The organism is Paenibacillus sp. Y280 (assembly GCF_056786335.1).
This window is the reverse complement of sequence record NZ_JBXCIW010000015.1, coordinates 39829-65012: the sequence shown is the minus strand read 5'-3', so window position 1 is coordinate 65012 and position 25184 is coordinate 39829. Positions and strand designations below refer to the sequence as shown.

The following is a 25184-nucleotide window of genomic DNA, read 5'->3' as shown; positions in this document are numbered from 1 at the left end:
AACGCCCGTTAATTGGAATGCTTTCAACGAAATAGGGTCAAAAGCGGGAAATTAACGGGAGAAAATCCATCTAAACCTTATTTTCGCCCAAAAATACTTGAGATAACGGGAGTTATTCCCGTTAATGCTGACTTTAGAGGGTGCAGCCCCATTCTCAGCACATCAATCGCCTACGCAGCGTTAAAATAGGGTTAAGACGGGGAAGGTTAGAAACAACAGATCATGCATATCCAAAGCTATGCACCAAGGCAGCAAATACCCCCATGCCAATTGGCATGGGGGTATCACTCTATTAGTCGAAGCGGTTAAGCCGAATTCACTTATGTGCCTGCCTTGAACAGCGTTGCAATGGAGCCGCCTTCTGTAATAATTTTGATTGCTGTAGCAAGAAGCGGCGACATGGGAAGTACGATAAATTTATCGGAACGAGCTTTGCCAATCGCAATCGTGTCGGTAATGACGACTTCGCGAATGTTCGGATGGTCAAGCTTCTCAAGCGCATTTTCCGAGAAGAGCCCATGTGTTGCACATATGTATGAATCATGTGCGCCTTTCTTCTTAAGCGCCTCAACGACGTTCACGATCGTGCTGCCCGTATCGATCAAGTCTTCGATAATGATCGGTGTCATGTCCTCGACGTCTCCGATAATATGCGTAATCTCGGACTGATTATGCGCTGGACGATTTTTGATCATGATAGCGAACGGACAATCGAGCAAGCCAGCCAGCTTTTCAGCGGTTGTTGCCCGTCCCGCATCCGGGGATACGACAACAGGATTTTTAATTTTTTTGCATCTTAAATATTCGATGATCAAATCAAGCGCCGTTAAATGATCGACTGGAATATCGAAGAAGCCTTGGATCGGATCGGCATGCAAGTCGACCGTAACAATTCGATTGGCGCCGACGGTAGTCAGCACATCCGCCACTAGCTTTGCCGAAATCGGCTCACGCGGGGCAGACTTTCTTTCTTGCCTTGCGTAGCCATAATAAGGCATGACGATATTGATGGTTTTGGCTGATGCGCGCTTAGCTGCATCGATCATGACAAGCGTCTCGATTAAATGCTCGTTAACGGGATGGGATAGCGATTGGACGATAAATACGTCGCAGGTACGGATCGATTCCTGATAGGATACATGAATTTCTCCGCTCTGATGTCTGGAGATCGCTACTTTCCCAAGTGGTACCTCAAGTTCCTTGCAGAGCTCCTCGGCTAGCCTCTCGTTTGAGGTACCGGAAAAAATTTTAACTTTTTGCATGAGATCTCTCCTTAAAACTACGGGAATCGACATTGTTTGCTCAATCATAACAAACATTGCAATGGAGGACAAATCATTAACTGAGTTTGAAAGGTATTGGATCTAATAATGAAAGGTGATAAAGTAAAACAATCTAAAATGAAGTGGAGAAGGAGATGCCGCAAGTGATCGGTCACAGCAAAATACTTTCAATTAAGGCTAATCAGTCTACAGGGGCAAAGCGAGTGTGGCTCATCATTTTACTAGGCTCATTGTCTGCATTTGGTCCGTTGTCCCTTGACATGTATTTGCCTGCATTGCCTCAGCTAACGAGCGATTACAATACGAGCTCATCGCTTGTACAATTAAGCTTAACGGCCTGTATGATTGGATTATCCGTAGGCCAATTATTTTCCGGTACGTGGAGCGATATAAAGGGACGCAGGCTGCCGCTTCTTATTTTTCTAGCTGTATACGGGCTATCATCCATCCTCTGCGCGTTCGCGCCAACCATTGGCATCCTAATCGTACTAAGATTCATTCAAGGGTTTTCCGGCTCGGCAGGAATCGTTATTTCGCGGGCTATTGTGCGGGATATGTATACGGGTCCTGAGCTTACCAAGTTTTTTGCGATGCTGATGCTGGTCAACGGCGCAGCGCCTATCTTTGCACCTATCGCAGGAGGACAGCTGCTAAAGGTTGCGTCATGGGAAGGCGTGTTTATCGTTCTTGGCGCATGGGGAGTCATTATTTTTGCAGCGGTATGGTTTGGCATGCCGGAGACGCTTCCTCCCGAGAAACGAATGGCAGGCGGCTTCCGCCAGACGTTATGCATCTTTGGTGTTTTGCTGCGCGACCGTTCGTTTATGGGCTATGCGCTGGCGCAAGGACTTGTAATGGCAGCGATGTTCGCTTACATAGCAGGATCGCCATTTGTGCTTCAAAATATTTACGGCGTAACGCAGGAAGGGTTCAGCCTGTTATTTGCCCTAAATGGTTTAGGCATTATTTTATTCAGTCAGCTGACAGGGCGTTTCGCGGCTAAGGTTGGAGAGAAGAAGCTATTCGTCATTGGCCTCGCTATAGCAGCGATAGCAGGAGCAGCACTGCTTCTTATGATCATTGCAAAAGCGCCGCTTGTTGCGATTCTTATTCCGTTGTTCTTTGTTGTATCAAGCGTAGGGGTGATCAGCACGACGGGCTTCTCTCTAGCGATGCAGAAGCATGGCCATGCAGCAGGAAGCGCGTCCGCGCTGCTTGGGCTCATGTCATTTACCTTTGGCGGCATTATGGCGCCGCTTGTGGGTCTCGGCGGTAGCGCAAATGCACTGCCAATGGGCATATGGATCGCCATTTCCGAGCTGGGCGCCGTGGCCTGCTATATCTTTCTCATCCAAAAACCGATCAAGAAGCGTTAGCGCCTAGCTGCTGCCGTTCGATGAAACAGTGAATGCTGCTTCATTGAACTGCTCTTTTTTTTGCTGCAGCGCAAGGTGTATAATGTGTGCTTAGAAGGGAGTGGGAGCATGTCGCAAGAGATTAGAGCTTACGAGCTGGTCGCATTGAAGGAAATAGCGGAGATGCTTAACAGTACGAACGATATGGATCAAATGCTCAATGACGTGCTCGTCAAGCTGCTTCAGGTCACAGGCTTTACCACGGGCTGGATATTTGTAATCGATAATCGACGCGATAATCTATGCGTTGCAACACATAATTTGCCGCAAGGGCTAAAAGCGAATAATCAGGCGGTCATGTGCGGCTCGGAATGCTGGTGCGTGGAGAGCTACAAGCAGCACAAGCTGCATCAGGCCGTTAATATTATAGAATGCTCTAGAATTACATACGCCAATACGCATGGGTTTGGAGACACGGAGGGCGTATCCCATCATGCGACAGTACCGCTAAAAGCTGGATTAGATCAGTTTGGTCTGTTAAACGTCGCGCATGCGGGGAAAGTGCGTCTGACAGAGGAGGAGCTGGCGCTGCTGCAGGCGGTAGCTTACCAGATCGGGACGGCGATTAAACGAATCCGGCTGTATCAGGTGCAGGAGCAGCACGCGCTGCATTATGCCAAGCTCGGCGATGTCATCCAAAAAATCAACGCGATACAGGATATTAATCAGCTTCCGCTTCAAGCGGTAAGGCAGATCGGCGATACGTTTCATTGGCAGCATGTGTCGCTATTTATGTATGAACAGCAGCAATTATCGCTTCGTGCGCATTATTCGGATAATCAAGTCAAAAAAGAGTGGCTGTCGCTCGCGATCGATCAAGGGGGACCGGTAAGCACGGCGTTCAGTGAAAATCGTCTCGTAAAGCTATCGGATTGCCATGAGGTGCCTCGCTCGAGTCTATCGACCATCGGCATACCTCCCTTCTCGTCTGCGGTGGCGATTCCCCTCCGGATAAGAAGCCGCCCGATAGGCGTGCTGTTTATCAGCAGCCAGCTCGGCAAGCAGTTCGATGATTACTTGGAGGATTTCATGTACTCGCTTGGCGATCATTTTACGCTAAGCGTAGAAAATCTACGCGTATACGAGCAGCGGCGGGAGCTGGCTCGCATGGAGGAGAGGAACCGGATGGCAAGAGACTTGCATGATTCGGTCATCCAGAAGGTATTCTCGCTATCCTTCCTTGCTAAAGGCGCCGAGACGGTGCTTGCAGGCAAGGAACCGATTGTGGAGCGATCCCTTCAAGAAATCAGGCAGCTGTCTCAGGAAGCCTTGAAGGAGATGCGGACACTCATATGGCAGCTTCGGCCTGCGGGGCTGGAGCATGGGCTGATCACTGCGCTTAAGCAATACGGGAAAAGCATGGATTTGACCGTATATGAGCAGGTAGAGGGGGTACGGGAGCTGCCGCGAGCGATCGAGGAAGCCTTCTGGCGAATCGGGCAAGAGGCTTTAAATAATGTGAAGAAGCATGCGGATACGAATGCTGTATATGTTCGTTTGGTGAAATCGGAGCATGTTGCGAGCATGGAAATTATGGATAAAGGGCGAGGCTTCTCACCTGAGAAGCGGAGAGGTAGGCTGTCGATGGGTATGCTCTCCATGCGGGAGCGTGCGGAAACGCTAGGCGGCGAATTATCGATCAAGAGCGGCAAGGGGCAGCCAACGGTCATTCAGGCTACGATACCGGTTGCGAAAGAAATGGAAATGTGGGACGAGGAATGAGGTGCGGCTGTGAAAATAAAAATTTTGCTGGTAGATGATCATCTTATCGTATTAAAGGGTATTTCGTTCTTTCTGAGCATGCAGCCTGATTTCGAGCTGGTTGGCGAAGCGCATAACGGACAGGAAGCGGTTAAGAAAGCAGCCGAATTGCTGCCTGATATCGTATTGATGGATTTGAATATGCCCATTATGGACGGCATTGAAGCAAGCAATCTCATTGCCCAAAACAATCCTGCAATTAAAGTGCTGGTGCTGTCAAGCTTCTCGGACCGCAGCCATATTGTTCCAGCGCTGCAATCCGGGGCAATTGGTTATATGCTGAAGGATGTGGAGCCGGATCAGCTTGCAGAAGCAATTCGAAGCGCCTATAAAGGCAATGTTCAGCTGCATCCGGACATTTCAGCCGCGCTGCTTGCACAGATGGCTCCTCAGGCAGAGGAGGTTAAGAAGCTTCCTAGCCGCGGGTTAGCCGAAATATTGACGCCAAGGGAGCTTGAGGTGCTGCAACTGCTGACAAAAGGAATGAGCAACAAAGATATCGCACACGCTCTGACGGTTGCCGAGAAAACCGTTAAGACGCATGTGAGCAGCATTTTGAGCAAATTGAATTTGACGGATCGCACGCAAGCTGCGTTGTATGCGGTACAATTGATGAATGGCAGCGATTAACGCAAGAGTTGTACGACTATAGTCTTAAGACTAGTCCTCCGCCTTAGGCGGTTTTTTTTTGACTATTTTTCGGTCTAATTGCCGATGCTGCCGACATCAAAACTTAATACAATAAAGGTACTTACAAAAAGTAAATACAATTCAGCCTTGGAGGGAAAAAATTATGAGTACTGTACTATTTATTAAAGCAAACGATCGTGGAATCGAGCAGGCAACAAGCGTTAAGCTATACCAAGCATTTCTGGACAGCTACACAGCCAGCCACCCAGAAGACACAATTGTTGAGCTTGATTTGTTCAAAGAAGAATTGCCTTACATGAACGCTGATATGATCAACGGAAACTTTAAAGCAGCGCGCGGCTACGATCTGACTGCAGAAGAGCAAGCAGCCGTACAAGTATCCGATAAATATATCAACCAATTTCTTGCAGCAGACAAAGTCGTATTCGCATTCCCGCTTTGGAACTTTACCGTTCCTGCAGTATTGCACACTTACATTGACTACCTTTCTCAAGCTGGCAAAACATTTTCTTACACAGCTGAAGGTCCAGTCGGCCTGATTACTGATAAAAAAGTCGCATTGCTTAACGCTCGCGGCGGTATTTACTCTGAGGGTCCAGCGGCATCAGTTGAAATGTCCTACAACTTCATTCGTACTGTAATGGGCTTCTTCGGTGTCCAAAACGTAGAAAGCATCATTATCGAAGGCCACAACCAGCTTCCTGATCAAGCAGAAACGATTGTTTCTACTGGTCTTGAGCAAGCTAAGAAAGTAGCTGTAGGCTTCTAATAAAAAGATACAACCATAAGCAGCAGATCTATCGTCAAAGCTGCTAATAAACTCCACAAATCATGCGCAACGAGCCTTTAGAATCGTTTCTAAGGCTCGTTTTGCGTTTTTCGTGCTGGAAGGAAGCCGTAATCTTTTTCGATCACCTCTTCTTAGTCGAACATCCTTAAATCATTTTTAGACACTTTCACCCCCCATTCGGTAAAAAATAGAAAATTAACGGTAGAAAATCCTGCTAACTTCCATTTTCACCTAGATTTTATTGGAATAGCGGGATTTTCCAATTAATTGTACAGCCATGATATTTTGGACGGCTGGACGGGTCGGAAGATGGGTTGGACATTAACAAATGAGAGTGTATCCAACAAAAAAAGGTTGACTTAGCAGCGTTGCTAATGTTTTTATTATATAGACCGATCGCTATAATCGAGGGGTGAATGAATACGGAAAAACCAAATACCCGCCAAAATATTTTGGATACAGCATCAAGGCTTTTTTTCACAAAAGGGTATCATGCTACAGGATTAAGCCAAATTATTAACGAGAGCAAATGTCCAAAAGGCTCCTTGTATTATTATTTTCCAAAAGGCAAGGAAGAGCTGGCGCTGGAATGCATCGCGTGCACCAAGGCGTTTGTTATCGAGCGGTGGAAAACCAAATTTGCAGCATTTGAGGACCCGTCCGATGCGGTGCAGGCATTCGTTCACGATATGGGGGAGGATGCCGAAAAATATGATTTTCAAGGCTTCATGCCATTTAGCTTCTGGATGGCTGTGGAAACCTCTGCCATTAGCGATAAGCTGAGATCTGCGGGGCAGGATGTGTTTGCCTCCTGGGAGGCCGTCATCTCAGGCAGGTTGATTTTCACAGGCATGGATGAGGCAAGAGCAGAGGAAGTAAGTGTCGTCTTAGTCTCGTTGCTGGAAGGTGCGCTGATCCTCGCTTTGACGAAGCGAGATAAGCAGCCGTTAATTTCTGCGGCGAAGTGTGTGCCCTATTTGATTAATCAATGCCCATCTCTATGAGAGGTCATCAATAAAAGAGAGATTGAATGTAGGAGAGTGGAGAGCTTGCAAGCAACAATGGCAGCAACGCATCAAAAAACGGAACAGAAATATAAAGTCATCCCCATCATGATTTCATTATTATTAAGCGGCTTTGTCGGTATGTTCAGTGAAACGGCTTTAAACGTGGCGCTTAGCGATTTGATACGCGTATTCAACATAACGGCGCCGACCGTTCAATGGCTGACAACCGGATACCTGCTTACGCTTGGGATCTTGGTCCCCGTCTCGGGACTCTTGCTTCAATGGTTTACGACTAGACAGCTATTTATAGCGGCGCTAAGCTTTTCCATACTCGGTACGCTTGTAGCGGCGCTTGCCCCAAGCTTTGAAGTGTTAATGGCGGCGCGTGTCATTCAAGCCGTAGGCACTGCTTTGCTGCTGCCGCTTATGTTTAATACGATACTCATTATTTTCCCTGCTGAAAAAAGGGGAGCGGCGATGGGTGTTATCGGGCTCGTCATTATGGTCGCGCCTGCCGTAGGCCCAACGATTGCAGGTCTTCTCATTGAAAATTTGAGCTGGCATTGGATTTTCTGGTTATCGCTGCCGGTCTTAATTATTGCTTTATTGTTCGGGATTATGTATATGCAGAACGTATCCACGATTACGAAGCCTAAAATTGATGTCATGTCCCTCGTGTTCTCAACGCTTGGCTTTGGCGGCATCGTGTTTGCCTTCAGCAGCGCGGGCGAAGGAGAAGGCGGCTGGAGCAGCACAAAAGTGATCGCTTCGATGATCGTCGGTCTTCTGGCGCTTGTCATATTCGCTATTCGTCAATTGACGATGAAGCAGCCGATGATGAATTTGCGGGCATTTAAGCATCCGATGTTCGTTGTAGGTACGCTAATGGTGTTTATTTGCATGATGGTTATTTTATCATCGATGCTCGTATTGCCCATGTATTTGATCAGCGGACTCGGTCTTAGCGCATTAACGGCAGGACTTATCATGCTGCCAGGCGGACTTTTGAACGGGATTATGTCACCGATTATGGGCAGCTTGTTCGATAAATTCGGACCAAAATGGCTCGTTATTCCGGGGCTTGTTATCGTTGCCGCTGTGCTATGGTTTTTCTCTGGCATTACGACAGCATCCACGATTGCACTCATCATTGTGCTTCATTCCTGCTTGATGATCGGGATCTCCATGGTGTGGATGCCTGCTCAGACTAATGGTCTTAATCAGCTCCCGCCTGAGCTTTACCCGGATGGAACAGCGATTATGAACACCCTCCAGCAGGTTGCTGGCGCAATCGGCACAGCCGTTGCCGTAAGCATCATGACTGCAGGTATGAACAGCTTTATGAAGGGCGTGGATGATCCAACCGATCCTGCCAATGCGCCGCTCGCGATGACAGCGGGCATCTCGGATGCATTTATATTCGCTATGATCGTAGCTATTGTCGGCTTGATCGTCGCTTTCTTCATTAAACGGGTTCATGTAGGCAAGAGCAAGCAGCATTAATCGATAGGCACGAACCAAGAAGATTCGACCGTCACATGCGATCGAATCTTCTTGCTCGTTAACAGGCAATCTGTTATAGACAAACCACTGCAATCCCGATATGATTGATTAAACAATCGAATAATGATAAAGAAAAGGTGCAGACAAGTCGTTTTTTTGTTTGCTTAATAGGGAAGTCCGGTGCAACGCCGGCGCGGTCCCGCCACTGTAAGTGAAGAGCGATTCTCTAAACAAGCCACTGTCCGATCAAAGGATGGGAAGGCAGAGAAGCGTGATGACGCACGAGCCAGGAGACCTGCCTTTTCTTATTTTGTTTCCTATTCTTCGGGGGTAAGAATGAGGAGGCGTGATCGAAACGCAGCACATATCGTATCCTATTTATATGCTGAACTGATCTTTAATTTGACATGCAGATCCCTTTCAAAGAGGGATCTTTTTTTTGTTTTAACAGCGTTGTTTGATTAGTTAGGTTGAAAGGGAGCAGAGAGAAGACGATGGTTGTGAATAGTAAAAGATGGTTTTCCGGCTGCATCATACTCGTACTGATTATTGGTATGTTAGCTGGCTGCGCCGCACCGGGGCAAGAGGTGAATGTACAGGCGAATCAGACGCAGGAAGTCGGTGCATCGCAAGGCGATCAAGCAACGAATGCCGGCAGCAAGGAACAGCCTTCAGCGACAAGCGAGGCAGTGAAATCCGAGGCGGCTGCCCCGGCAGCTGAGCCAAAGTCGACTTCGACGGACAGCACAGAAAATAAGCAGCCTGCGGACGCCGCAGGAGATAAGCCGGCAACAGCTGCGCCAAAGCCTGACGCTAACCAGGTCAAAGCTCCCGCAGCGAAGGAGCAGATTACTTCCCCTTCAGCGATTCCAAGTGCCACGGCGAAGCCGGTTAAGACGGATGAGCCTGCGCCTGCCGTAACGCCGCAGCCAGCGAATATCGTGACCATTTCGATTGTAGCGGACGAAGAGACGGGCACTGTGCTTGAACCGACCGCCATCGAGCTCAAAAAGGACGATACGGTGCTTGAGGTGTTGAAGAGAATTACCCGGAAAAATAAAATTCAGATGGAGTACAAAGGTTTAAAAGCAGCGGCGTATATTGAAGGGATCGATAACGTATACGAATTCGATCACGGCGCGAAGAGCGGCTGGATGTACAAAGTAAATGGCGAATTTCCCAACAAAAGCGCTGGTGCCTATGCGCTCAAGGAAGGCGATGTTATCGAGTGGCTGTACACGATTGATCTCGGCAAGGATCTAGGAGCTGAATATGAATGAATACCGCCTTCGGTTCCGTACATCCGATCACAAGCTTCAGCTACTACGCGGGTGCGATCGCTTTTAGCATGCTTCTCTTCCACCCTTTATTTCTACTGACCTCGCTTGCTGTGGTCATGCTCGTTATTATTGTTCACGGCGAAGGGAAGCGGCTGCTTAAGCTGCTTCCTTATTATGTGCTGATGGGCGGCTCCGTCGCTGTTCTCAATCCGCTTTTTTCGCATCGCGGGAGGCATATTTTATTTTATTTCATGGATCAGCCAATTACGCTGGAAGCGATTTTGTACGGAGTGACGATGATGCTTTCCTTATTAGGGATTTTACTTGCATTCGTATCGTTTCAGCATATCGTCACGACAGACAAATGGATGTATTTGTTTTCCCGCGTGCTTCCGCGAACCTCTCTGCTCACGTCAATGTCGATTCGTTTCGTGCCGCTTTTTTTGCGAAGGCTGGAGCAGATTACAACCGTACAGCGGACAAAGGGCGTATCGATCATGGAGGGCAGCCTGCGGAAGCGCAGCAAGGACGGCATGCTGCTCGTTCGCGTGTTATTGACCTGGTCGCTTGAGGAAGCGCTGCAGACGGCGGATTCCATGAAAGCGCGCGGTTATGGCGCGGCTAAGCGGAGCTCGTACGTCATATACCGCATGGATCGAAGAGACGGATATACGCTCTTATTTTTAACTGCGATGGGACTTGCATGCCTATGGGGCTGGGCACAGGGCTTTGGCGTGCTGACCATTTATCCGCGGCTCGAAACGATGCAATTTCACCGAGGGGAAGGTTTTGCATATGGGTGCTACTGTGCTTTCCTGCTAACCCCGGTCGTACTCGAAGGAATGGAGAGAAGGTCATGGAAGTCATTCAAGTCAATCAATTGACGTTCCGCTATCCCGAAGCAAAGGGGGCGGCGCTGGACGAAGTATCGTTTAATGTGAAGCAGGGCGAATTCGTCGTTTTATGCGGCGCTTCGGGCTGTGGGAAAACGACGCTGCTTCGGCATTTGAAAAAAGAGACACTTCCGGTAGGCAAACGCTCTGGCTCCGTTATGTATAATGGTGTTTTGCTGGATGAGCTCCCTGCGATAGAGGCGGCAGAGCATATCGGCATGGTCTTCCAAAATCCCGAGAATCAGATCGTGATGGACCAGGTGTGGCATGAGCTTGCTTTTTCGATGGAAAATGTCGGTTATGAGCAGGCGGTTATGCGCAAGCGTCTAGCTGAGATAAGCCATTTCTTCGGTCTTGAGGAGCTGCTTTACAAGTCCGTGCATGAAATATCGGGAGGCCAGAAGCAACTGATAAATCTTGCCTCCGTCCTGCTGCTGCAGCCGAAGCTGCTTCTGCTGGATGAGCCGACCTCGCAGCTTGATCCGGTTGCTTCGCGTGATTTTTTGCAGCTGCTTTACCGCTTGAATCAGGAAATGTCTATGACAGTCATCATTAGCGAGCACCGGCTGGAGGATGTTATCCCGCTTGCAGATCGAATTGTTATGCTGGAGGGCGGCAGAGTAAAGTACAACGCTGCCCCGAGGGAGCTATGCCAATCGATCTTAGCAAATGAAGCAGCGACAAATGATATGTCGTATTTGCCTTCCGTCACGAAGCTGTTTTTGTCAGCTCATGCGTCAAGCAAGCCTATTGCAGCTCAAGATATTCCGCTTACGGTGCGGGAAGGAAAGCAGTGGCTGGCTGGCCAAGGCGGAATAAAGCCGGATTTATCGCAGCATGAACATAATCGCGAACACCAATTGCAAGGTGAGAAGCAATGGCTGCTAGCCTGTGATGAAATTACGTTCAAGTATGAGAAAACGGGTTCAGAGGTGCTGAAGAAGCTGTCGCTTAACGTGTACAAGCATGAGTTTTTGGCGGTGCTTGGCGGCAACGGGGCCGGAAAAACGACGATGCTGCAGATGATGGCTGGACTTTTGCAGCCGCAGCGAGGCAAGGTGAAGCGGGAGAAAAATAGCAAGGTAGGCTATTTAGCTCAAAATCCGCTCCTCTACTTCAGCTACGATACCGTTGAAGAGGAGCTGCAGCGAATGGCCGATTACGCGGGACTCGCGGATCGTGAGCGCAAGATCGCAAGCGTCGTAGACGCACTCCAGATCGCCGCAATATTGCCGATGCATCCTTATGATTTGAGCGGCGGGGAACAGCAGCGAGCAGCGCTTGCGCTGGTGCTTCTTGGAGATCCTGATGTGCTGTGCCTCGATGAGCCGACGAAGGGACTTGATCCTATTGCGAAGCAGAGAACAGCGGAGCTGCTGCAGCAGCTTTGTCAATTAGGCAAAACTATTGTCATGGTTACGCATGATATTGAATTTGCCGCTGAGCATGCGACGCGCTGTGCGATGCTGTTTGACGGAGCGATAGCAGCGGAAGCAGCTCCGGCAGCTTTTTTTGGAACCAATTATTTCTATACGACGGCCATCAACCGAACGGTTCGCGAATGGCTTCCGGATGCCTTGACGACCAAGGATGTGATCGATCGATGGGCAAATTAAAGCTTTGGTTTCTCGCTAGCATCGGGCTGTTCATTGCAGCCATGGCGTTATCGGCAGCCATTACAGATGAGCATTACCTGCTGCTGAGCATTGTGCTGCTCTTTGTAACGATGCTGCCTTTCTTTGCAAGGTTTGAGAGACGGACGATTGAAGCCCGCGAAATCGTCATTCTAGCTGTACTGGCTGCAATTGCTGCCGTTAGCCGCGTGCCGTTCGCGCCATTGCCAAGTGTACAGCCTACTTCGTTCGTGATCATTATTGCGGGAATCGTGTTTGGCGCGGAGTCGGGCTTCATTATTGGAGCAATCGCCGCGGTAGTGTCAAATATTTTTCTTGGACAGGGGCCGTGGACGCCGTGGCAAATGTTTTGCTGGGGCATGATTGGGGCTACTGCAGGCTGGCTTCGCCATACTTGGCTCATCAAAACGAAGATCGGCTTGCTTACATTCGGCTTTGTGTGGGGCTTTCTGTTCGGCTGGATCATGAATATATGGTATATCATTGGCTTGCCTGATGCGCTGAGCTGGAATTTGATTATTATCGCCTATATTCAAAGCTTTTATTTTGATCTTGCGCATGCGCTGTCAAATGTGTTCTTCCTTGCTGTGTTTGGCAGCAGCTGGATCGCTATTTTGTCTCGGTTCAAGAAGAAGTATGGCTTATTGGATTCGTAACATTCATTGTATAAAAAATCAGGCGCCAGCAATTATGCTGGCGTCTTATTTGTTGCTTAAATTGGTTGGGTAAAATACACGCCAATTGGACGGTTACAAGTGGGGGAGATCCATTTATGATTGTCTTATAAGGTGAGTTGAATATCATTGGCTGGATTTAAGAAGGAGACGGCGAAGATGAACGAACGAAACGCAAGGGTAGCTGTCGTTCAGGCAGCTCCGATATTATTCGATAAATGGTCCGCCTTTCACAAAATGGCAGGCTATGCCAAGCAAGCGCAGGCACAAGGCGCCAAGCTGCTGCTTTTTCCCGAGGTATTTATCGCCGGCTATCCAAGAGGGCTCTCCTTCGGCGCCCGGGTCGGAAGCAGAACGATGGAAGGACGCGAGGACTTTGCACGCTATTGGGAAAGCGCGATTGATGTTCCCGGAACGGATACCGATTTGCTTGGAGAAGTCGCGAAGGAAGCTGGCGTTTATTTGATCGTAGGCGTTGTGGAGCGGGATCAGGATTATAGCCGTTCAACGCTTTACAATAGCATTATTTATATCGGACCGGACGGCAGGTTGCTTGGCAAGCATCGGAAGCTGATGCCGACCGGCTCGGAACGGTTGCTTTGGGGACAAGGCGACGGGAGTACGCTTACCGTAATTGATACTCCATTTGGCCGAATCGGCGGGTTAATTTGCTGGGAGAACTATATGCCGCTTGCCAGAACGGCCTTGTATGCGAAAGGGATCGATATTTTAGTAACGCCAACAGCAGATGCAAGAGATACATGGCAAGCAACGCTGAAGCATATAGCATGCGAAGGGAGGTGCTACGTATTGTCGAGCAACCAGTTTGTTACAAAGGACTCTTATCCAGCGGATCTAAATGGCTATGCGGAGCTTGCGCAGGACCCGGATACGCTATGCCGGGGAGGAAGTGCAATCGTTGGCCCTTTGGGTGATTATGTAACCGAGCCGGTATATGGGGAAGAGACGATTTTGTACGCGGATTTGGATATGTCGCTTGTGACCGCAAGCCGCTTTGATTTCGACGTTGTCGGCCACTATAACCGTTCGGATATATTTCAGCTTCACGTGAACGAATCGAAGCAAAGCATTGTAACCTTTACTTGATTATATTGATGAGGAGGAACTCAAATGGAAGTACCAGTTGGCGTATGGATCGCTTCTGCGATTATTGTCGTTATTTTAGCATGGATTACATTTTGGATTACGAATAAGGCATACTCCCGGAGATGGGAAGACCAGGATACCGAGACGAAAGGCAAACACTATTAGCCAGAAGCGGCTTTATTCGTGTCATTGAAGCGAAGCTCCCATGGCTTTGCATTTAATGCTACAATAGGAGAAAAACATGAGGGGACGAAATCGGGAGCATAACCAAGAGAGATGCCCCGGACAAACTGATGGATGAAACAGAACCTCTTGTCACTAAGCAATGCGCCAGCTGCAAGGAAGAGAAGCCGCTCTCCGAATTTTTGCGGCGAACGGGCAGACGCTCAAGTGCCGGATCGCGCCGCGGCGCATGCCGGGCTTGCAGAAAGGCGAAGGCTGCTGTCGCCCCTTTGGCTGCAGCTGCACCATTGGCAGCTGTCGCGGCCAAAGAGAATGTAGTGAAACGACGCAGCGCTCAAGCATCCAAACCACAGCCTTCTTCGCCTCCAAGGCCTTCCATCCCATTACCGAATGACCCCGCCGCTCTAAAAACGACTCGGCAAGGGACGATTTGGATGAGAGGCAAGACGGATAAAGGTCGGCGGTGGTATCAAGAAATAGACCTGGAGCTGGCGATAACGCTCGTGAAGGAGCATGCTGCGGTTATTGTCAACCGGCATACGATTCGAAGATTGTTCAGCAACAAGGATTTTCGGCGCTATATTTTGGAGCGGGACGAGCATACCTGTTATTTTTGCGGACAATTCGGAGATACGATCGATCATATGCTGCCGCGTGCCAAGGGAGGGCATACGACGCCAGTCAATTGTGTCTGCGCGTGCAATGCTTGCAACCAATCGAAGGCGGATCAGGATATCGAATCGTTTATGAAATTCGAAGAGATTACCCCAGAATAACGGTTAACGACGCGAACAAGGGGATGAGGAGGAATACCTTGCTTCCAAGTCCATGGGGATGCGCCCTCTAGATTCAGCATTAACGGGAAAAACTCCCGTTATTTCAAGTGTTTTTGGGCGAAAATAAGCTTTAGATGGATTTTCTCCCGTTAATTTTTCGCTTTCGACTCTATTTCAGTGAAAGTGCTCCGATTAACGGGAGTTTTTCCAGCTAGATGATCGAACTGACGTCTCATTAGGAAAATAGATGGAGATTTTCCTGTAAATCCACCCAACTGAAATGATTTGAGGTTGCATTTTATTTCAAACTAACGGGTTAGAACAATGAGCGATGGAATAAACGAAAATAACCGATGTGGAAAGCAAGGTTAAGGAGCGAATGATAGGAATAAAAAAAGGACCTCGTCCCCACCTAGCAGTGGGGGTTAAGAGGTCCTTTCGCTTAAATATTGGGATGTTCACATTCCGTGCGAACTCTTTTGGGTCAGCCCTTTTGTGACCGGGAAATTTAATTTCGAATCATAACCTCAGCTTGAATGAGCGTTTTTTCATAGCTTGTGCCGGGGTTGAGAATACGCCATAGCATTTTATCGACTGCACGCTTGCCCAGCAGCTCCTTATCCACATTCACCGTGGCAAGGAAAGGGATTTGCGGATGCGTATTGTCGAAGCCGGTAAATACGAGCGTTTCGGGGATAGCCATTCCTGTATTCTTCATGGTTTCCAGCGCGAATAATGCAAAAATATCGTTGGCGCAAACGAATACTTCAGGCAAGCCATGCTCCAAGACAGCAGCCTTAAACGTATCGTGAAAGGTTTCAATTTCTGGTCCCATTAGCGAAGGGATTTGCTTCAGCTCGATGTCGTGATCCTCAAGCGCAGAGCGGAAGCCAAGATAACGCTCGTAAAAGCTTTGCGCATCTCTAATATTGCCCAAAAACTGATAGCTCTTGTAGCCCTTCGTAATAACCGAGTTCATTATTTCTCTCATGCTGGACAAGTTGTCGGTAAAGATAGAGTCGCAATGAAAGCATGGATCGAAATGATCGACCATAACGACAGGAATGCCTAACCGCTTAATATCCAGCAAAACAGGTGTCGAAATGGATCCGACTGTTATGATGCCTAGTATGGCTTCAGGATTTAAAAGAGAGAACATAGAATCATCCGTAGGCTCCGTTAACGTTAAAATATTAATGCCCTTCTGATTCAGCCTGGCAGAAATGCCGTTAAATATCGGCCCCCAATACAGCGATTCGGTGTTCTGATAACGCACGTTCGGAAAGAGCACGAGAATCGTCCCCGTCCAGTTCCGCTTATCGGTGTCCAGAAGCTCGCTCGGAGCAGGAGCAGCTTGCGAGTCCTTAAAGTAACCAAGCTGTCCTGCCGCTCTCAATATCAATTCCCTTGTTTGTGGGCTGACTCCAGATTTGCCGGACAATCCCCTTGATACAGCAAACTTCGACAGACCAGTAAAATCAGCTATTGATTGAATCGTTACTTTACGCCGCATATCTGTCATCCTACCTTACTCATATTGTTTTGTTTTCGAGTTTGTTATTTTGTTATGTGACTAAATATAGCTGTTTTTTTGGTTAAAAACAAGCTTCAGAACAGAAAAGATGGGCCTTTATGGCTATTTTTTCACCCGTTATTTAAAATAACAACAAGAAAACAATTGACCATAATTGTTTTTGGTGATACATTCGTTATGCAAAACAAATATAACAAATAACAAAACAAAAACAAGGCGGTGGTTTGAAAGGGAGCAAGGCAGTCGCTTTTTTTATTCATTTATGCAAGCGCTTTATTAATGGATGCTTTTTGTTCAATATCCACTGATGAATGTAAAATTGGGAGGTTTGGTCATGAGAAAAATACAAGGATTATCCGTTCTCGTATTATGTTTAATGCTTATACTTACAGCTTGCAGCGGCGGCAATAGCGGAAATAAAGAAAACAACGCAGCACCAAAAGAAAGCGCTGCCACAGAGGCGACTGCAGCGCCGGAAGAGGCGGCCGCAACACCGGAGCCGGTCGATATGGGCGGCCGCGTCATTAAAGTAGCAGCATGGTGGGACATGAAGCCCGCTGGGACAACTACATCTGAGAAAGCACGCCTAGCGAAAATCGAAGAGGTTGAGAAGAAATACAACGTCAAGATTGAATTCGTAAACGTGCCATTTGAAGAATATATGCCAAAATTTACAGCGACAATTCTATCGGGCGAGCCATTCGCCGATATCGTGCAGATGGAGTACAAATCGGCATTGCCTGCTATTTTGAAAGGGCAGCTGCTTCCTCTTAGAGAATTCACGACTAATGCCTCGAACATAAACGGCGAAGCGAATCTAATCGCGAAGTCGCCTCCAATTGCAGGTCAAGAATATGCGTTCGACGATCCGGGTTCGGGCGGCACGGGGATGCATTATAACCGTGACCTATTCAAGAAGCTTGGACTTCCAGATCTGCAAGAGCTGTATACGAGCGGTCAATGGAACTGGGATAAATTTATGGAAATCGCCAAGCTTGCAACGAAGGATACAGACAATGACGGCAAAATCGACGTTTACGGCTATTCCGGCTGGTCGCATGATTTATTCCGCAACCTCGCTGCAGCAAACGGCGGTTTTATCGTTAACGAGACAGACGGTACACAAGGCTTCACAGATCCAAAAACGATTGAAGCGGCAGAGTTCGTTAACCGCATGTACAATGTCGAAAACGTTGTAAGAGTCAAATCAGGAAATAAAACGAACTGGGAAGAGTCGAATACGTTTAAAGACGGCGATGTGGCCATGTTTATATCCGCAGCATGGAATCTAGGCGGTTTAACGTTCGATATCGGTGTCGTTCCGATGCCGAACGGTCCTCAAGGCAGCCCAGAAGTGACATTTGCGAACAATGCCGCAGCAGCTAAGTTTATTCCGAAGGGCGTGAAAGACCCGCAGCTCGTCTATCAAATTTATGAAGAGACGTTTGATATTCCAAATACGCAGGAGTTCCCAAGCCAAGAATGGCTGGAGAGTCTCTACAACCACGAAGAAGATATCCTTATGACTCGCGATCATATTAACGGTACAGGGCAAATTTTGCTGGATGATGCTTATCCGGACTTCCCGACTGGGAAATTCATTGAAGATATTGTTGTGAACAATCAATCGGTAACCGCAACCGCTGAGAAATACAAGCCTGAAGCAGAAGCTTCTATCGCCAAGCTGGGCAAGTAATTGATCATTATGGTCTTGTTATGAATGCTAGGGGATGTCCTTGCGACTTCCCCTACTCTTCTGAATAGGTGACTTTAAGCTTCCCCGCCCGCCATGGACGAAAGAAACTATTTCCGCTTGTAAGGAGGACTTCTGGTGGTAAGCAATTTGCGGCTATCAAACATAACTAGGAAAATCATGCCTGTCGTTTTGGCATTTTTAATTGTTCTTCCATTTGGCCCCGACATTCAGGCAAATTCATCCTCAAGCAGCGCTTCAACGGACGAACATGTGGGAAGCGGCAATGATAAGAGCGCTTTATATAATGAACGCAAATATGCGCAGTATAGGACGGAGCACGAAGGGGCTGCCAGGCCGGATAAAGAGATTGTTCTGGAAGCAGCGGATTACAGCCGTTTGGATGGGGCTGGATTTAAGAAAATCGATCATTATGAGGGCATGGAAGGCACATCGCTCCTGACTGGCGAATCAGGCAAGGCGGATTGGACGTTTCAAGTTGAGCAAGCAGGCTTGTACAACCTATCGCTGCTCTATTATCCGATTGAAGGGAAAAGCTCAGCCATTGAGCGCGCTTTATGGATAGACGGGGAGCGACCTTTCCGAGAGGCTGCCTTTTTGCAGTTTGACCGGATTTGGGACAATCAGAAAGAGCAGATCGTACAGGACAACCAAGGCAATGATCTAAGGCCAAAGCAAATCGAGAAGCCGCGCTGGAGCGAGAAAGCTTTCCAAGATTCCGACGGCTATGAGAATGAACCTTTTCTATTTTATTTTTCACGCGGCACTCATACGATTACGCTGGAATCTACTAGGGAACCGATGGTGATCAAGCAGCTCAAGCTTTACCAGCAGGCTGCGCCATTGCCATATGAACAAATGCTTAGGCAATATGATGCAGAAGAAATAAAGGAAACGGAAGGTCAGATGATTGCCATTGAAGGGGAAGCCTCGAGTGCCAAATCGTCACCAACCTTATACCCGCTCAGTGAACGCTCAAGCGCTGCCGTATATCCGTACAGCGCTTCGCAAATAAAAATCAACACGATCGGCGGCTTCAACTGGCGCTTGCCCGGCCAGTGGATGGAATGGGAGATCGATGTTCCAAAGACGGGGCTTTACAAAATCGCCTTTAAATCGCAGCAAAATTTTGTAAGAGGCATATATTCGACCCGAACCCTCACGATTGATGGCGAATTGCCCTTCAAGGAGATGGAGATGATCCCATTCCGTTATAAAAGCGGCTACCGGCTCGATGTAATGGGCGGCAAAGATCCGTACCTGTTCAAGCTGGAGCAGGGCAAGCATACGCTGCGGCTTGCGGTCAGTCTTGGCGAATTCGCCCCCCTTATTCGGGAAGTGGAGGAGAGTCTTTATAACCTGAATGAAATGTACCGCAAAATATTGATGATTACGGGCACGAAGCCCGATGAATTCCGCGATTATCAGCTTGATAAAAAAGTGCCGGATTTGCTTGCTGTGTTCGGAGCCGAAAGCGACCGCCTGAAAGCAATCGCGGCTCAATTGGTGAAATTATCCGGCCAATCGAGTGACCAAGAAGCGCTGCTCAAGACGATGGCGCTGCAATTGGACGAGATGATAAAGGAACCTGACACCGTTCCAAGAAGGCTGACGGCTTATAAGACGAATACAGGCGGGCTCGGAACTTGGGTGCAGCAAGCAAGGCAGCAGCCGCTTGAGATTGACACGATCTATGTGGCCTCGCCGGATAAGAAATTCCCGAAGAAGGGGATGGGACTTGGCGCAAAGCTGAAGCACGAGGCAACGACGTTTGTATCCTCCTTCTTCACGGATTATAACCAAATCGGCAATGTAGCCGAAGACGATGCCGAGCGCTCCATTACCGTATGGATTGGCAGCGGGCGGGACCAGGCGAACACGATGAAAGCGATGATCGATGAGACTTTCACTTCCGTTACGGGCATCAATGTCAATTTGAAGCTGGTTAATATGGGAACGCTCCTTCCTGCAACGCTAGCCGGCCAAGGGCCTGATGTTGCGATGAAGATCGACAACGATATCCCCGTTAACTTTGCGATGAGGAACGCTTCCATTGATTTGACCCAATTTGCAGATTTTGCAGAGGTGAAGGATCAGTTCCGCCCTAGCGCAATCGTGCCATACAGCTATGAGGATGGCGTATTTGCACTGCCGGAGACGCAAACGTTCAATATGCTTTTTTATCGCAAGGATGTGCTCAGCGAGCTTGGTCTTGAAGTGCCGCAAACATGGGATGATGTTTCCAACCTGCTTGCTGTGCTGAGCAAAAACCATATGCAATTTGGTTTGCCAGTCGTCGCACAGGCTGCCGTGCAGGGGCAGAACATTCCTCCCAACTCGATGTATGCAGCGCTGCTCTTCCAGAATGGCGGCTCCTTCTATCGCGATGGCGGCAAGGAGTCGGATCTGGATTCCCGCGTTGGGATTGAGACCTTTAAGCAGTGGACGGAGTTTTATACGGATTACAAATTAGAGCGCGAATATGATTTCGCCAACCGTTTCCGTACAGGACAAATGCCGATCGGCATAGCGGATTATACGACCTATAATCAGCTTTCGGTGTTCGCGCCTGAAATTCGCGGAATGTGGGGCTTCGCGCCTATTCCGGGGACGTTGCAGAAGGACGGAACCGTTAACCGCGAGGTGCCAAGCGGCGGCAGCGCCGTCATTATGCTGAACAAAGCTGAGGATAAGGATGCGGCTTGGCAGTTTATGAAATGGTGGACGAGCGATGCTACGCAAACGGTATTCGGACGGGAAATGGAAGGGCTGATGGGCGCTGCGGCGCGTTATCCGACCGCGAACATTAAGGCGCTGGACAGCCTGCCTTGGCCGGTTGCTGATTATGAAAATTTAAAAGCGCAGTTTGAATGGGTACAGGGCATGCCAGAGGTGCCGGGCGGCTACTTCACAGGACGCCATTTGTTTAATGCCTTCTATAAGACGGTAGTTGGTCAAGTGGAAGCGCGCGAATCGATCATGGACTATGTCCAGTACATGCAGGATGAAATTCGGACGAAACGAAAAGAATTTGGTTTACCGCAATAAGGGGGGAGGGTCAAGCATGCAAAATTGGTGGAGCCTGAAGTTGCGGGAAGTGAAAGCCAATAAGCATTCGTATATTTTGCTGGCGCCATACATGGTGTTGTTCGCCGTTTTTACGATATTGCCGGTCATTATTTCGATTGTACTGAGCTTTACGTATTTTAATATGCTGGAATTCCCGAAATTTATCGGCTGGCAAAACTATACCCGTCTGTTTCTAGAGGACGACGTGTTTTTGATTGCGGTGAAGAACACGATATTGTTCGCCGTTATTACCGGTCCGATCAGCTATATCGCTTGTTTTGTATTCGCATGGATTATTAATGAGCTCTCGCCGAAGGTTAGAGCGGTCATGACGCTCGTTTTCTATGCGCCTTCCATATCCGGAAACGTATTTTTTATTTGGCTCATGATCTTCTCCGGCGACCGTTACGGCATAGCTAACGGATTGCTGCTCAAATTGGGCTTTATATTGGAGCCGCTTCAGTGGTTGAAGACGGAAGACTATATTATGCCGATCATCATTCTCGTCCAATTATGGCTTAGCCTTGGAACCGGCTTTCTCGCTTTTATCGCTGGGCTGCAAACGGTCGACAGCACCTTGTATGAAGCTGGCGCCGTGGACGGAATCAAGAACAGATGGCAGGAGCTTTGGTATATTACGCTGCCCTCCATGCGGCCGCAGCTTATGTTCGGAGCGGTCATTCAGCTGACAACCGCGTTCGCCGTAGCGGATGTGTCGATTGCGCTTGCTGGGTTTCCGAGCGTCAACTACGCAGCAGAAACGATTGTTACGCATTTGATCGATTTCGGAACGACCCGTTTCGAAATGGGCTATGCTTCCGCAATCGCTACCGTATTGTTCATGATCATGGTCGGTTCCAATCTGATCGTCCAAAAACTTCTTCGCAAGGTGGGTGAATGAAATCATGACCTTCTCGTTTCGTATCCGCAAGAAACGGGTGAACCGATCGTTCTGGGGCAGCTTCTCTCTATTCCTATTGCTTGCGGTGTTCGGCGCATTCATGATCTTGCCGCTCATCTACGCTATCAATAACGCATTCAAGCCGCTGGATGAAATTTTCATGTTTCCGCCGACGCTTTTTGTCCGCAATCCGACGATGAACAATTTTGTAGATTTGATGGGCTTGCTCGGCAATTCTTGGGTGCCGTTCTCAAGGTATATTTTCAACACTGTATTTATTACCGGCATGGGAATTATTGGGCATGTGCTGCTCGCCTCAGCTGCAGCCTATCCGCTTGCTAAGCATAAGTTTCCCGGCAAAAACATGATGTTCGGGGTAGTCGTTCTATCCTTGATGTTCACGCCTGCGGTTACAGCCATTCCGACGTACATGATTATGTCCTGGCTCGGCTTAATTGACACGTATTGGGCGGTCATCATACCGGCGTTCGCGTATTCGCTTGGCTTGTACTTAATGAAGCAATTTATGGAGCAGATTCCCGATGTGCTGCTTGAAGCTGCCAAAATCGACGGCGCGAGCGAGTACCGCATTTTCTGGACAATCGTAATGCCTAACGTGAAGCCGGCTTGGCTTACGCTCATCATTTTGTTGTTTCAAATGCTTTGGGGCAGCGATGGGAACGGGTTCATCTATAGCGAGCAGTTGAAGTCGCTGCACTTTGCCGCCAATCAAATTGTGCAGGGCGGTATCGCACGCGCCGGGGCAGCCGCTGCTGTAGCGTTAATTCTGATGAGCGTTCCGATCACCTTGTTTGTTTTCTCGCAAAGCCGAATCATTGAGACGATGGCAACTTCAGGAATGAAAGACTAAGGAGGGATAGCGCTTGGCAGCGAAAAAATGGCTTCTCGTGGTTGCGGTGGCATCCCTATTGTTTGTACATGCTGCGCCGGTGCCGGCGTTCGCATCGTCGACGCCTTATGAGAGCTACAACTATAACTATTGGGAAGAAGCGGTGCCCGCTCCGGCGGCCTATGTTCCGAGTCGAACGATATCCGGTTCGGAACTTGGCATCGGCGAGTTTCTGGAGCCTGCCGACATGGTCGTTGCAGGCAGCGGACTCATCTATATTGTGGACACCGGAAACGGTCGAATCGTCTGTGTAGACGACGAGTGGAGAGTCCAAAGCGTTATTACGGGGTTCGACAACGCAGGCAAAGCGGATAGCTTCAAAAACCCGTCTGGCTTGTTCATCGACGACGAGAGCAATCTTTATGTAGCGGATACGGATAATGGCCGTGTCGTCGTCCTGTCGAAGGACGGTGCCTTGATCCGCTTGATTGAGAAGCCGCAATCCGATATTTTAGCGAGCGATTTCAAATTTAATCCGTTGAAGGTGACGGTGGATAAGGCCAAGCGGGTTTACGTCGTAGCCAAAGGCGTATATGAAGGCATCATGCAGTTTGACGAAAACGGCAGCTTTATCGGCTATGTAGGGACAAACAAAGTGAAACGCGACTATACGGAATTACTGTGGCGTTTTCTCTCGACGAAGGCTCAGAAGGCTCAAATGGTGCTTTTTATCCCAACGGAATTTTCAAATATCGATATTGACGCCAAAGGCTTCGTCTATGCGACGAATATTGATCCTGACTCCACAGAGCCTGTTAAACGACTTAATCCTTCGGGCGAGGATGTACTGAAGCGCTTCGGATATTTCGATGTAAGAGGGGATATTTTGTTCCGCAGAGCAGTTGGCCCCTCCAAGCTGATCGACGTAAAGGTGCAGGGGGATGGCAGGTACAGCGTGCTCGATGCCAATCAAGGCAAGGTGTTCACGTATGATGACGAAGGCAATCTCCTCTATGTGTACGGCGGGAAAGGCAATCAGACGGGTACCTTCAAAATACCGGCAGCGATCGAGAGCGCGGGGCAAAATCAGCTTGTGCTGGACCGGGGAAAAAGCAATGTCGTCATATTTGAGCCAACGAAATTTGGCTCGAGCGTCAACGAGGCTACAGCGCTTCACTATAACGGCGAGGATAAGCTGGCGGTACCGATCTGGCAGGAAGTGCTTCGGCTGAACGCCAACTACGATATTGCTTATATCGGTATTGGCAAATCGTTGCTAATGGAGAAACGAAACGGAGAAGCGCTTGAATACTTCAAGCTTGGCATGGATCGCGATGGCTATTCCGTCGCCTATAAGCGGTATCGCAGAGAAGTGATGAAGGAGCATTTTGGGACATTCCTCACTGTACTATTGATCCTGGCAGCCGCATGGGGCGCATTCAAGCTGGTTAGCTCTCGGAGACAAAAGCGAATGCTGGCGATGCCTGGTTTTGCCGCGCAAAGCCTGAAGGGAGAGAAAACGCCATGAAGCAGGATTTCATTAAGTTTCCGCTGCACCTGATCGTCCATCCATTTGACGGCTTCTGGGATATGAAATATGACGGCAAAGGCAAAGTGCGGGTAGCTCTCGTTATACTTGCGCTAGTTGTGATCTCGATCATTTTGCAAAATCAGTTTGCGGGCTTTCTAGTCAACTATAATGATCCTCGTTATTTGAACAGCATTACGCAGCTCCTTACGATCGTATTTCCTTTCTTTCTGTGGTGCGTTTCCAACTGGGCGATCACAACCTTAATGGATGGGGAAGGAAAGTTTAAGGAAATCGTCATGGCAACGGGCTATGCGCTTGTTCCTATCGTCCTCCTTTACGTGCCGATCACGATCGCAAGCCGGTTTATGGTCGAGGAAGAGACAGCTTTTTATTATTTGGTTATTTCGATCTCCTCGATCTGGTTTGTAGCGCTACTCTTTGTCGGTACGATGACGGTTCATCAGTATACGGCGTTCAAGACGATCATGACGATGATTCTAACCGTCATCTTGATGGGCATCATTGTTTTTCTAGGAACACTGGTGATGAGTATGATGCAGCAAATATATGAGTTTATCGTTAACATTTATCGAGAAATTATTTTCCGTACGTAGAGGAGGCCGCAACC

Annotated in this window: 21 protein-coding genes and 1 riboswitch; of the genes, 19 read left to right on the top strand and 2 right to left on the bottom strand. The window is 48.6% G+C overall.

Features of this window, described 5'->3' with window-relative positions; genetic code table 11:
* Nucleotides 1-320 precede the first annotated feature (320 nt).
* On the bottom strand, nt 321-1262 hold the full coding sequence (locus AC1TPC_RS18705) for a ribose-phosphate diphosphokinase (RefSeq protein ID WP_482068307.1): 942 nt from the start codon (nt 1260-1262) through the stop codon (nt 321-323).
* Between the two features lie 164 nt (nt 1263-1426).
* Here AC1TPC_RS18705 and AC1TPC_RS18700 point away from each other — a divergent pair, with 164 nt between their 5' ends.
* From AC1TPC_RS18700 to AC1TPC_RS18640, 13 genes are all read left to right on the top strand, one after another.
* Complete coding sequence (locus AC1TPC_RS18700; RefSeq protein WP_482068306.1) at nt 1427-2659, top strand: multidrug effflux MFS transporter; 1233 nt, start codon at nt 1427-1429, stop codon at nt 2657-2659.
* Between the two features lie 108 nt (nt 2660-2767).
* Nucleotides 2768-4420, top strand: coding sequence for a sensor histidine kinase (locus AC1TPC_RS18695; RefSeq protein WP_482068305.1), 1653 nt, complete (start codon nt 2768-2770; stop codon nt 4418-4420).
* A 9-nt stretch (nt 4421-4429) separates the two neighbouring features.
* Nucleotides 4430-5089, top strand: coding sequence for a response regulator (locus AC1TPC_RS18690; RefSeq protein WP_482068304.1), 660 nt, complete (start codon nt 4430-4432; stop codon nt 5087-5089).
* A gap of 163 nt (nt 5090-5252) precedes the next feature.
* Nucleotides 5253-5879, top strand: a complete 627-nt coding sequence (locus AC1TPC_RS18685) for an FMN-dependent NADH-azoreductase (protein WP_482068303.1) — start codon at nt 5253-5255, stop codon at nt 5877-5879.
* 437 nt (nt 5880-6316) lie between these two features.
* A complete protein-coding gene (locus AC1TPC_RS18680) occupies nt 6317-6904 on the top strand; it encodes a TetR/AcrR family transcriptional regulator (RefSeq protein ID WP_482068302.1) in 588 nt (195 codons plus the stop codon).
* A 57-nt stretch (nt 6905-6961) separates the two neighbouring features.
* Entirely contained in the window at nt 6962-8410 is a 1449-nt protein-coding gene (gene lmr(B), locus AC1TPC_RS18675; RefSeq protein WP_482068373.1) for a lincomycin efflux MFS transporter Lmr(B), read from the top strand.
* 118 nt (nt 8411-8528) lie between these two features.
* A riboswitch (cobalamin riboswitch) is annotated at nt 8529-8727 on the top strand.
* 183 nt (nt 8728-8910) lie between these two features.
* Nucleotides 8911-9690 carry a DUF4430 domain-containing protein gene (locus AC1TPC_RS18670; protein WP_482068301.1) on the top strand — a complete coding sequence of 260 codons (780 nt, stop codon included), beginning with the start codon at nt 8911-8913 and terminating at the stop codon, nt 9688-9690.
* The gene (locus tag AC1TPC_RS18665) at nt 9687-10574 is read left to right on the top strand and encodes an energy-coupling factor transporter transmembrane component T (protein WP_482068300.1); all 888 of its coding nucleotides are present in this window, start codon (nt 9687-9689) and stop codon (nt 10572-10574) included. The genes AC1TPC_RS18670 and AC1TPC_RS18665 overlap by 4 nt, the downstream gene beginning before the upstream one ends.
* A complete protein-coding gene (locus AC1TPC_RS18660) occupies nt 10547-12199 on the top strand; it encodes an ABC transporter ATP-binding protein (protein ID WP_482068299.1) in 1653 nt (550 codons plus the stop codon). The genes AC1TPC_RS18665 and AC1TPC_RS18660 overlap by 28 nt, the downstream gene beginning before the upstream one ends.
* Entirely contained in the window at nt 12187-12873 is a 687-nt protein-coding gene (locus AC1TPC_RS18655) for an ECF transporter S component (protein ID WP_482068298.1), read from the top strand. Before AC1TPC_RS18660 ends, AC1TPC_RS18655 begins: the two co-directional genes overlap by 13 nt.
* Before the next feature lie 177 nt (nt 12874-13050).
* Nucleotides 13051-13998: a carbon-nitrogen hydrolase family protein gene (locus AC1TPC_RS18650; RefSeq protein WP_482068297.1), complete on the top strand. Its 948-nt coding sequence runs from the start codon at nt 13051-13053 to the stop codon at nt 13996-13998.
* 24 nt (nt 13999-14022) lie between these two features.
* On the top strand, nt 14023-14163 hold the full coding sequence (locus AC1TPC_RS18645; RefSeq protein WP_169084850.1) for a hypothetical protein: 141 nt from the start codon (nt 14023-14025) through the stop codon (nt 14161-14163).
* Between the two features lie 128 nt (nt 14164-14291).
* Nucleotides 14292-14957 (top strand): HNH endonuclease, encoded by a 666-nt coding sequence (locus AC1TPC_RS18640; protein WP_482068296.1) that lies wholly within the window; start codon nt 14292-14294, stop codon nt 14955-14957.
* Nucleotides 14958-15465: 508 nt separating this feature from the next.
* Here the strand turns inward: AC1TPC_RS18640 and AC1TPC_RS18635 are convergent.
* Nucleotides 15466-16479 (bottom strand): substrate-binding domain-containing protein, encoded by a 1014-nt coding sequence (locus tag AC1TPC_RS18635; RefSeq protein ID WP_482068295.1) that lies wholly within the window; start codon nt 16477-16479, stop codon nt 15466-15468.
* Nucleotides 16480-16825: 346 nt separating this feature from the next.
* Between AC1TPC_RS18635 and AC1TPC_RS18630 the strand changes: the two genes are divergently transcribed.
* From AC1TPC_RS18630 to AC1TPC_RS18605, 6 genes are all read left to right on the top strand, one after another.
* Nucleotides 16826-18187 (top strand): ABC transporter substrate-binding protein, encoded by a 1362-nt coding sequence (locus tag AC1TPC_RS18630; RefSeq protein ID WP_482068294.1) that lies wholly within the window; start codon nt 16826-16828, stop codon nt 18185-18187.
* 177 nt (nt 18188-18364) lie between these two features.
* A complete protein-coding gene (locus tag AC1TPC_RS18625) occupies nt 18365-21253 on the top strand; it encodes an extracellular solute-binding protein (protein ID WP_482068372.1) in 2889 nt (962 codons plus the stop codon).
* 16 nt (nt 21254-21269) lie between these two features.
* On the top strand, nt 21270-22175 hold the full coding sequence (locus AC1TPC_RS18620) for a carbohydrate ABC transporter permease (RefSeq protein ID WP_482068293.1): 906 nt from the start codon (nt 21270-21272) through the stop codon (nt 22173-22175).
* 4 nt (nt 22176-22179) lie between these two features.
* The gene (locus AC1TPC_RS18615) at nt 22180-23046 is read left to right on the top strand and encodes a carbohydrate ABC transporter permease (RefSeq protein ID WP_169085441.1); all 867 of its coding nucleotides are present in this window, start codon (nt 22180-22182) and stop codon (nt 23044-23046) included.
* Nucleotides 23047-23059: 13 nt separating this feature from the next.
* Nucleotides 23060-24553 (top strand): gluconolactonase, encoded by a 1494-nt coding sequence (locus AC1TPC_RS18610; protein WP_482068292.1) that lies wholly within the window; start codon nt 23060-23062, stop codon nt 24551-24553.
* Nucleotides 24550-25170, top strand: coding sequence for a Yip1 family protein (locus AC1TPC_RS18605; protein WP_482068291.1), 621 nt, complete (start codon nt 24550-24552; stop codon nt 25168-25170). Before AC1TPC_RS18610 ends, AC1TPC_RS18605 begins: the two co-directional genes overlap by 4 nt.
* Nucleotides 25171-25184 lie beyond the last annotated feature (14 nt).

Bases quoted from the DNA above. Each gene is read 5' to 3' on its own strand.
- AC1TPC_RS18705 (WP_482068307.1), bottom strand. From the start codon at position 1,262: ATGCAAAAAGTTAAAATTTTTTCCGGTACCTCAAACGAGAGGCTAGCC.
- AC1TPC_RS18695 (WP_482068305.1), top strand. From the start codon at position 2,768: ATGTCGCAAGAGATTAGAGCTTACGAGCTGGTCGCATTGAAGGAAATA.
- AC1TPC_RS18685 (WP_482068303.1), top strand. From the start codon at position 5,253: ATGAGTACTGTACTATTTATTAAAGCAAACGATCGTGGAATCGAGCAG.
- AC1TPC_RS18680 (WP_482068302.1), top strand. From the start codon at position 6,317: ATGAATACGGAAAAACCAAATACCCGCCAAAATATTTTGGATACAGCA.
- AC1TPC_RS18665 (WP_482068300.1), top strand. From the start codon at position 9,687: ATGAATACCGCCTTCGGTTCCGTACATCCGATCACAAGCTTCAGCTAC.
- AC1TPC_RS18660 (WP_482068299.1), top strand. From the start codon at position 10,547: ATGGAAGTCATTCAAGTCAATCAATTGACGTTCCGCTATCCCGAAGCA.
- AC1TPC_RS18655 (WP_482068298.1), top strand. From the start codon at position 12,187: ATGGGCAAATTAAAGCTTTGGTTTCTCGCTAGCATCGGGCTGTTCATT.
- AC1TPC_RS18650 (WP_482068297.1), top strand. From the start codon at position 13,051: ATGAACGAACGAAACGCAAGGGTAGCTGTCGTTCAGGCAGCTCCGATA.
- AC1TPC_RS18645 (WP_169084850.1), top strand. From the start codon at position 14,023: ATGGAAGTACCAGTTGGCGTATGGATCGCTTCTGCGATTATTGTCGTT.
- AC1TPC_RS18640 (WP_482068296.1), top strand. From the start codon at position 14,292: ATGGATGAAACAGAACCTCTTGTCACTAAGCAATGCGCCAGCTGCAAG.
- AC1TPC_RS18635 (WP_482068295.1), bottom strand. From the start codon at position 16,479: ATGACAGATATGCGGCGTAAAGTAACGATTCAATCAATAGCTGATTTT.
- AC1TPC_RS18630 (WP_482068294.1), top strand. From the start codon at position 16,826: ATGAGAAAAATACAAGGATTATCCGTTCTCGTATTATGTTTAATGCTT.
- AC1TPC_RS18625 (WP_482068372.1), top strand. From the start codon at position 18,365: ATGCCTGTCGTTTTGGCATTTTTAATTGTTCTTCCATTTGGCCCCGAC.
- AC1TPC_RS18620 (WP_482068293.1), top strand. From the start codon at position 21,270: ATGCAAAATTGGTGGAGCCTGAAGTTGCGGGAAGTGAAAGCCAATAAG.
- AC1TPC_RS18615 (WP_169085441.1), top strand. From the start codon at position 22,180: ATGACCTTCTCGTTTCGTATCCGCAAGAAACGGGTGAACCGATCGTTC.
- AC1TPC_RS18605 (WP_482068291.1), top strand. From the start codon at position 24,550: ATGAAGCAGGATTTCATTAAGTTTCCGCTGCACCTGATCGTCCATCCA.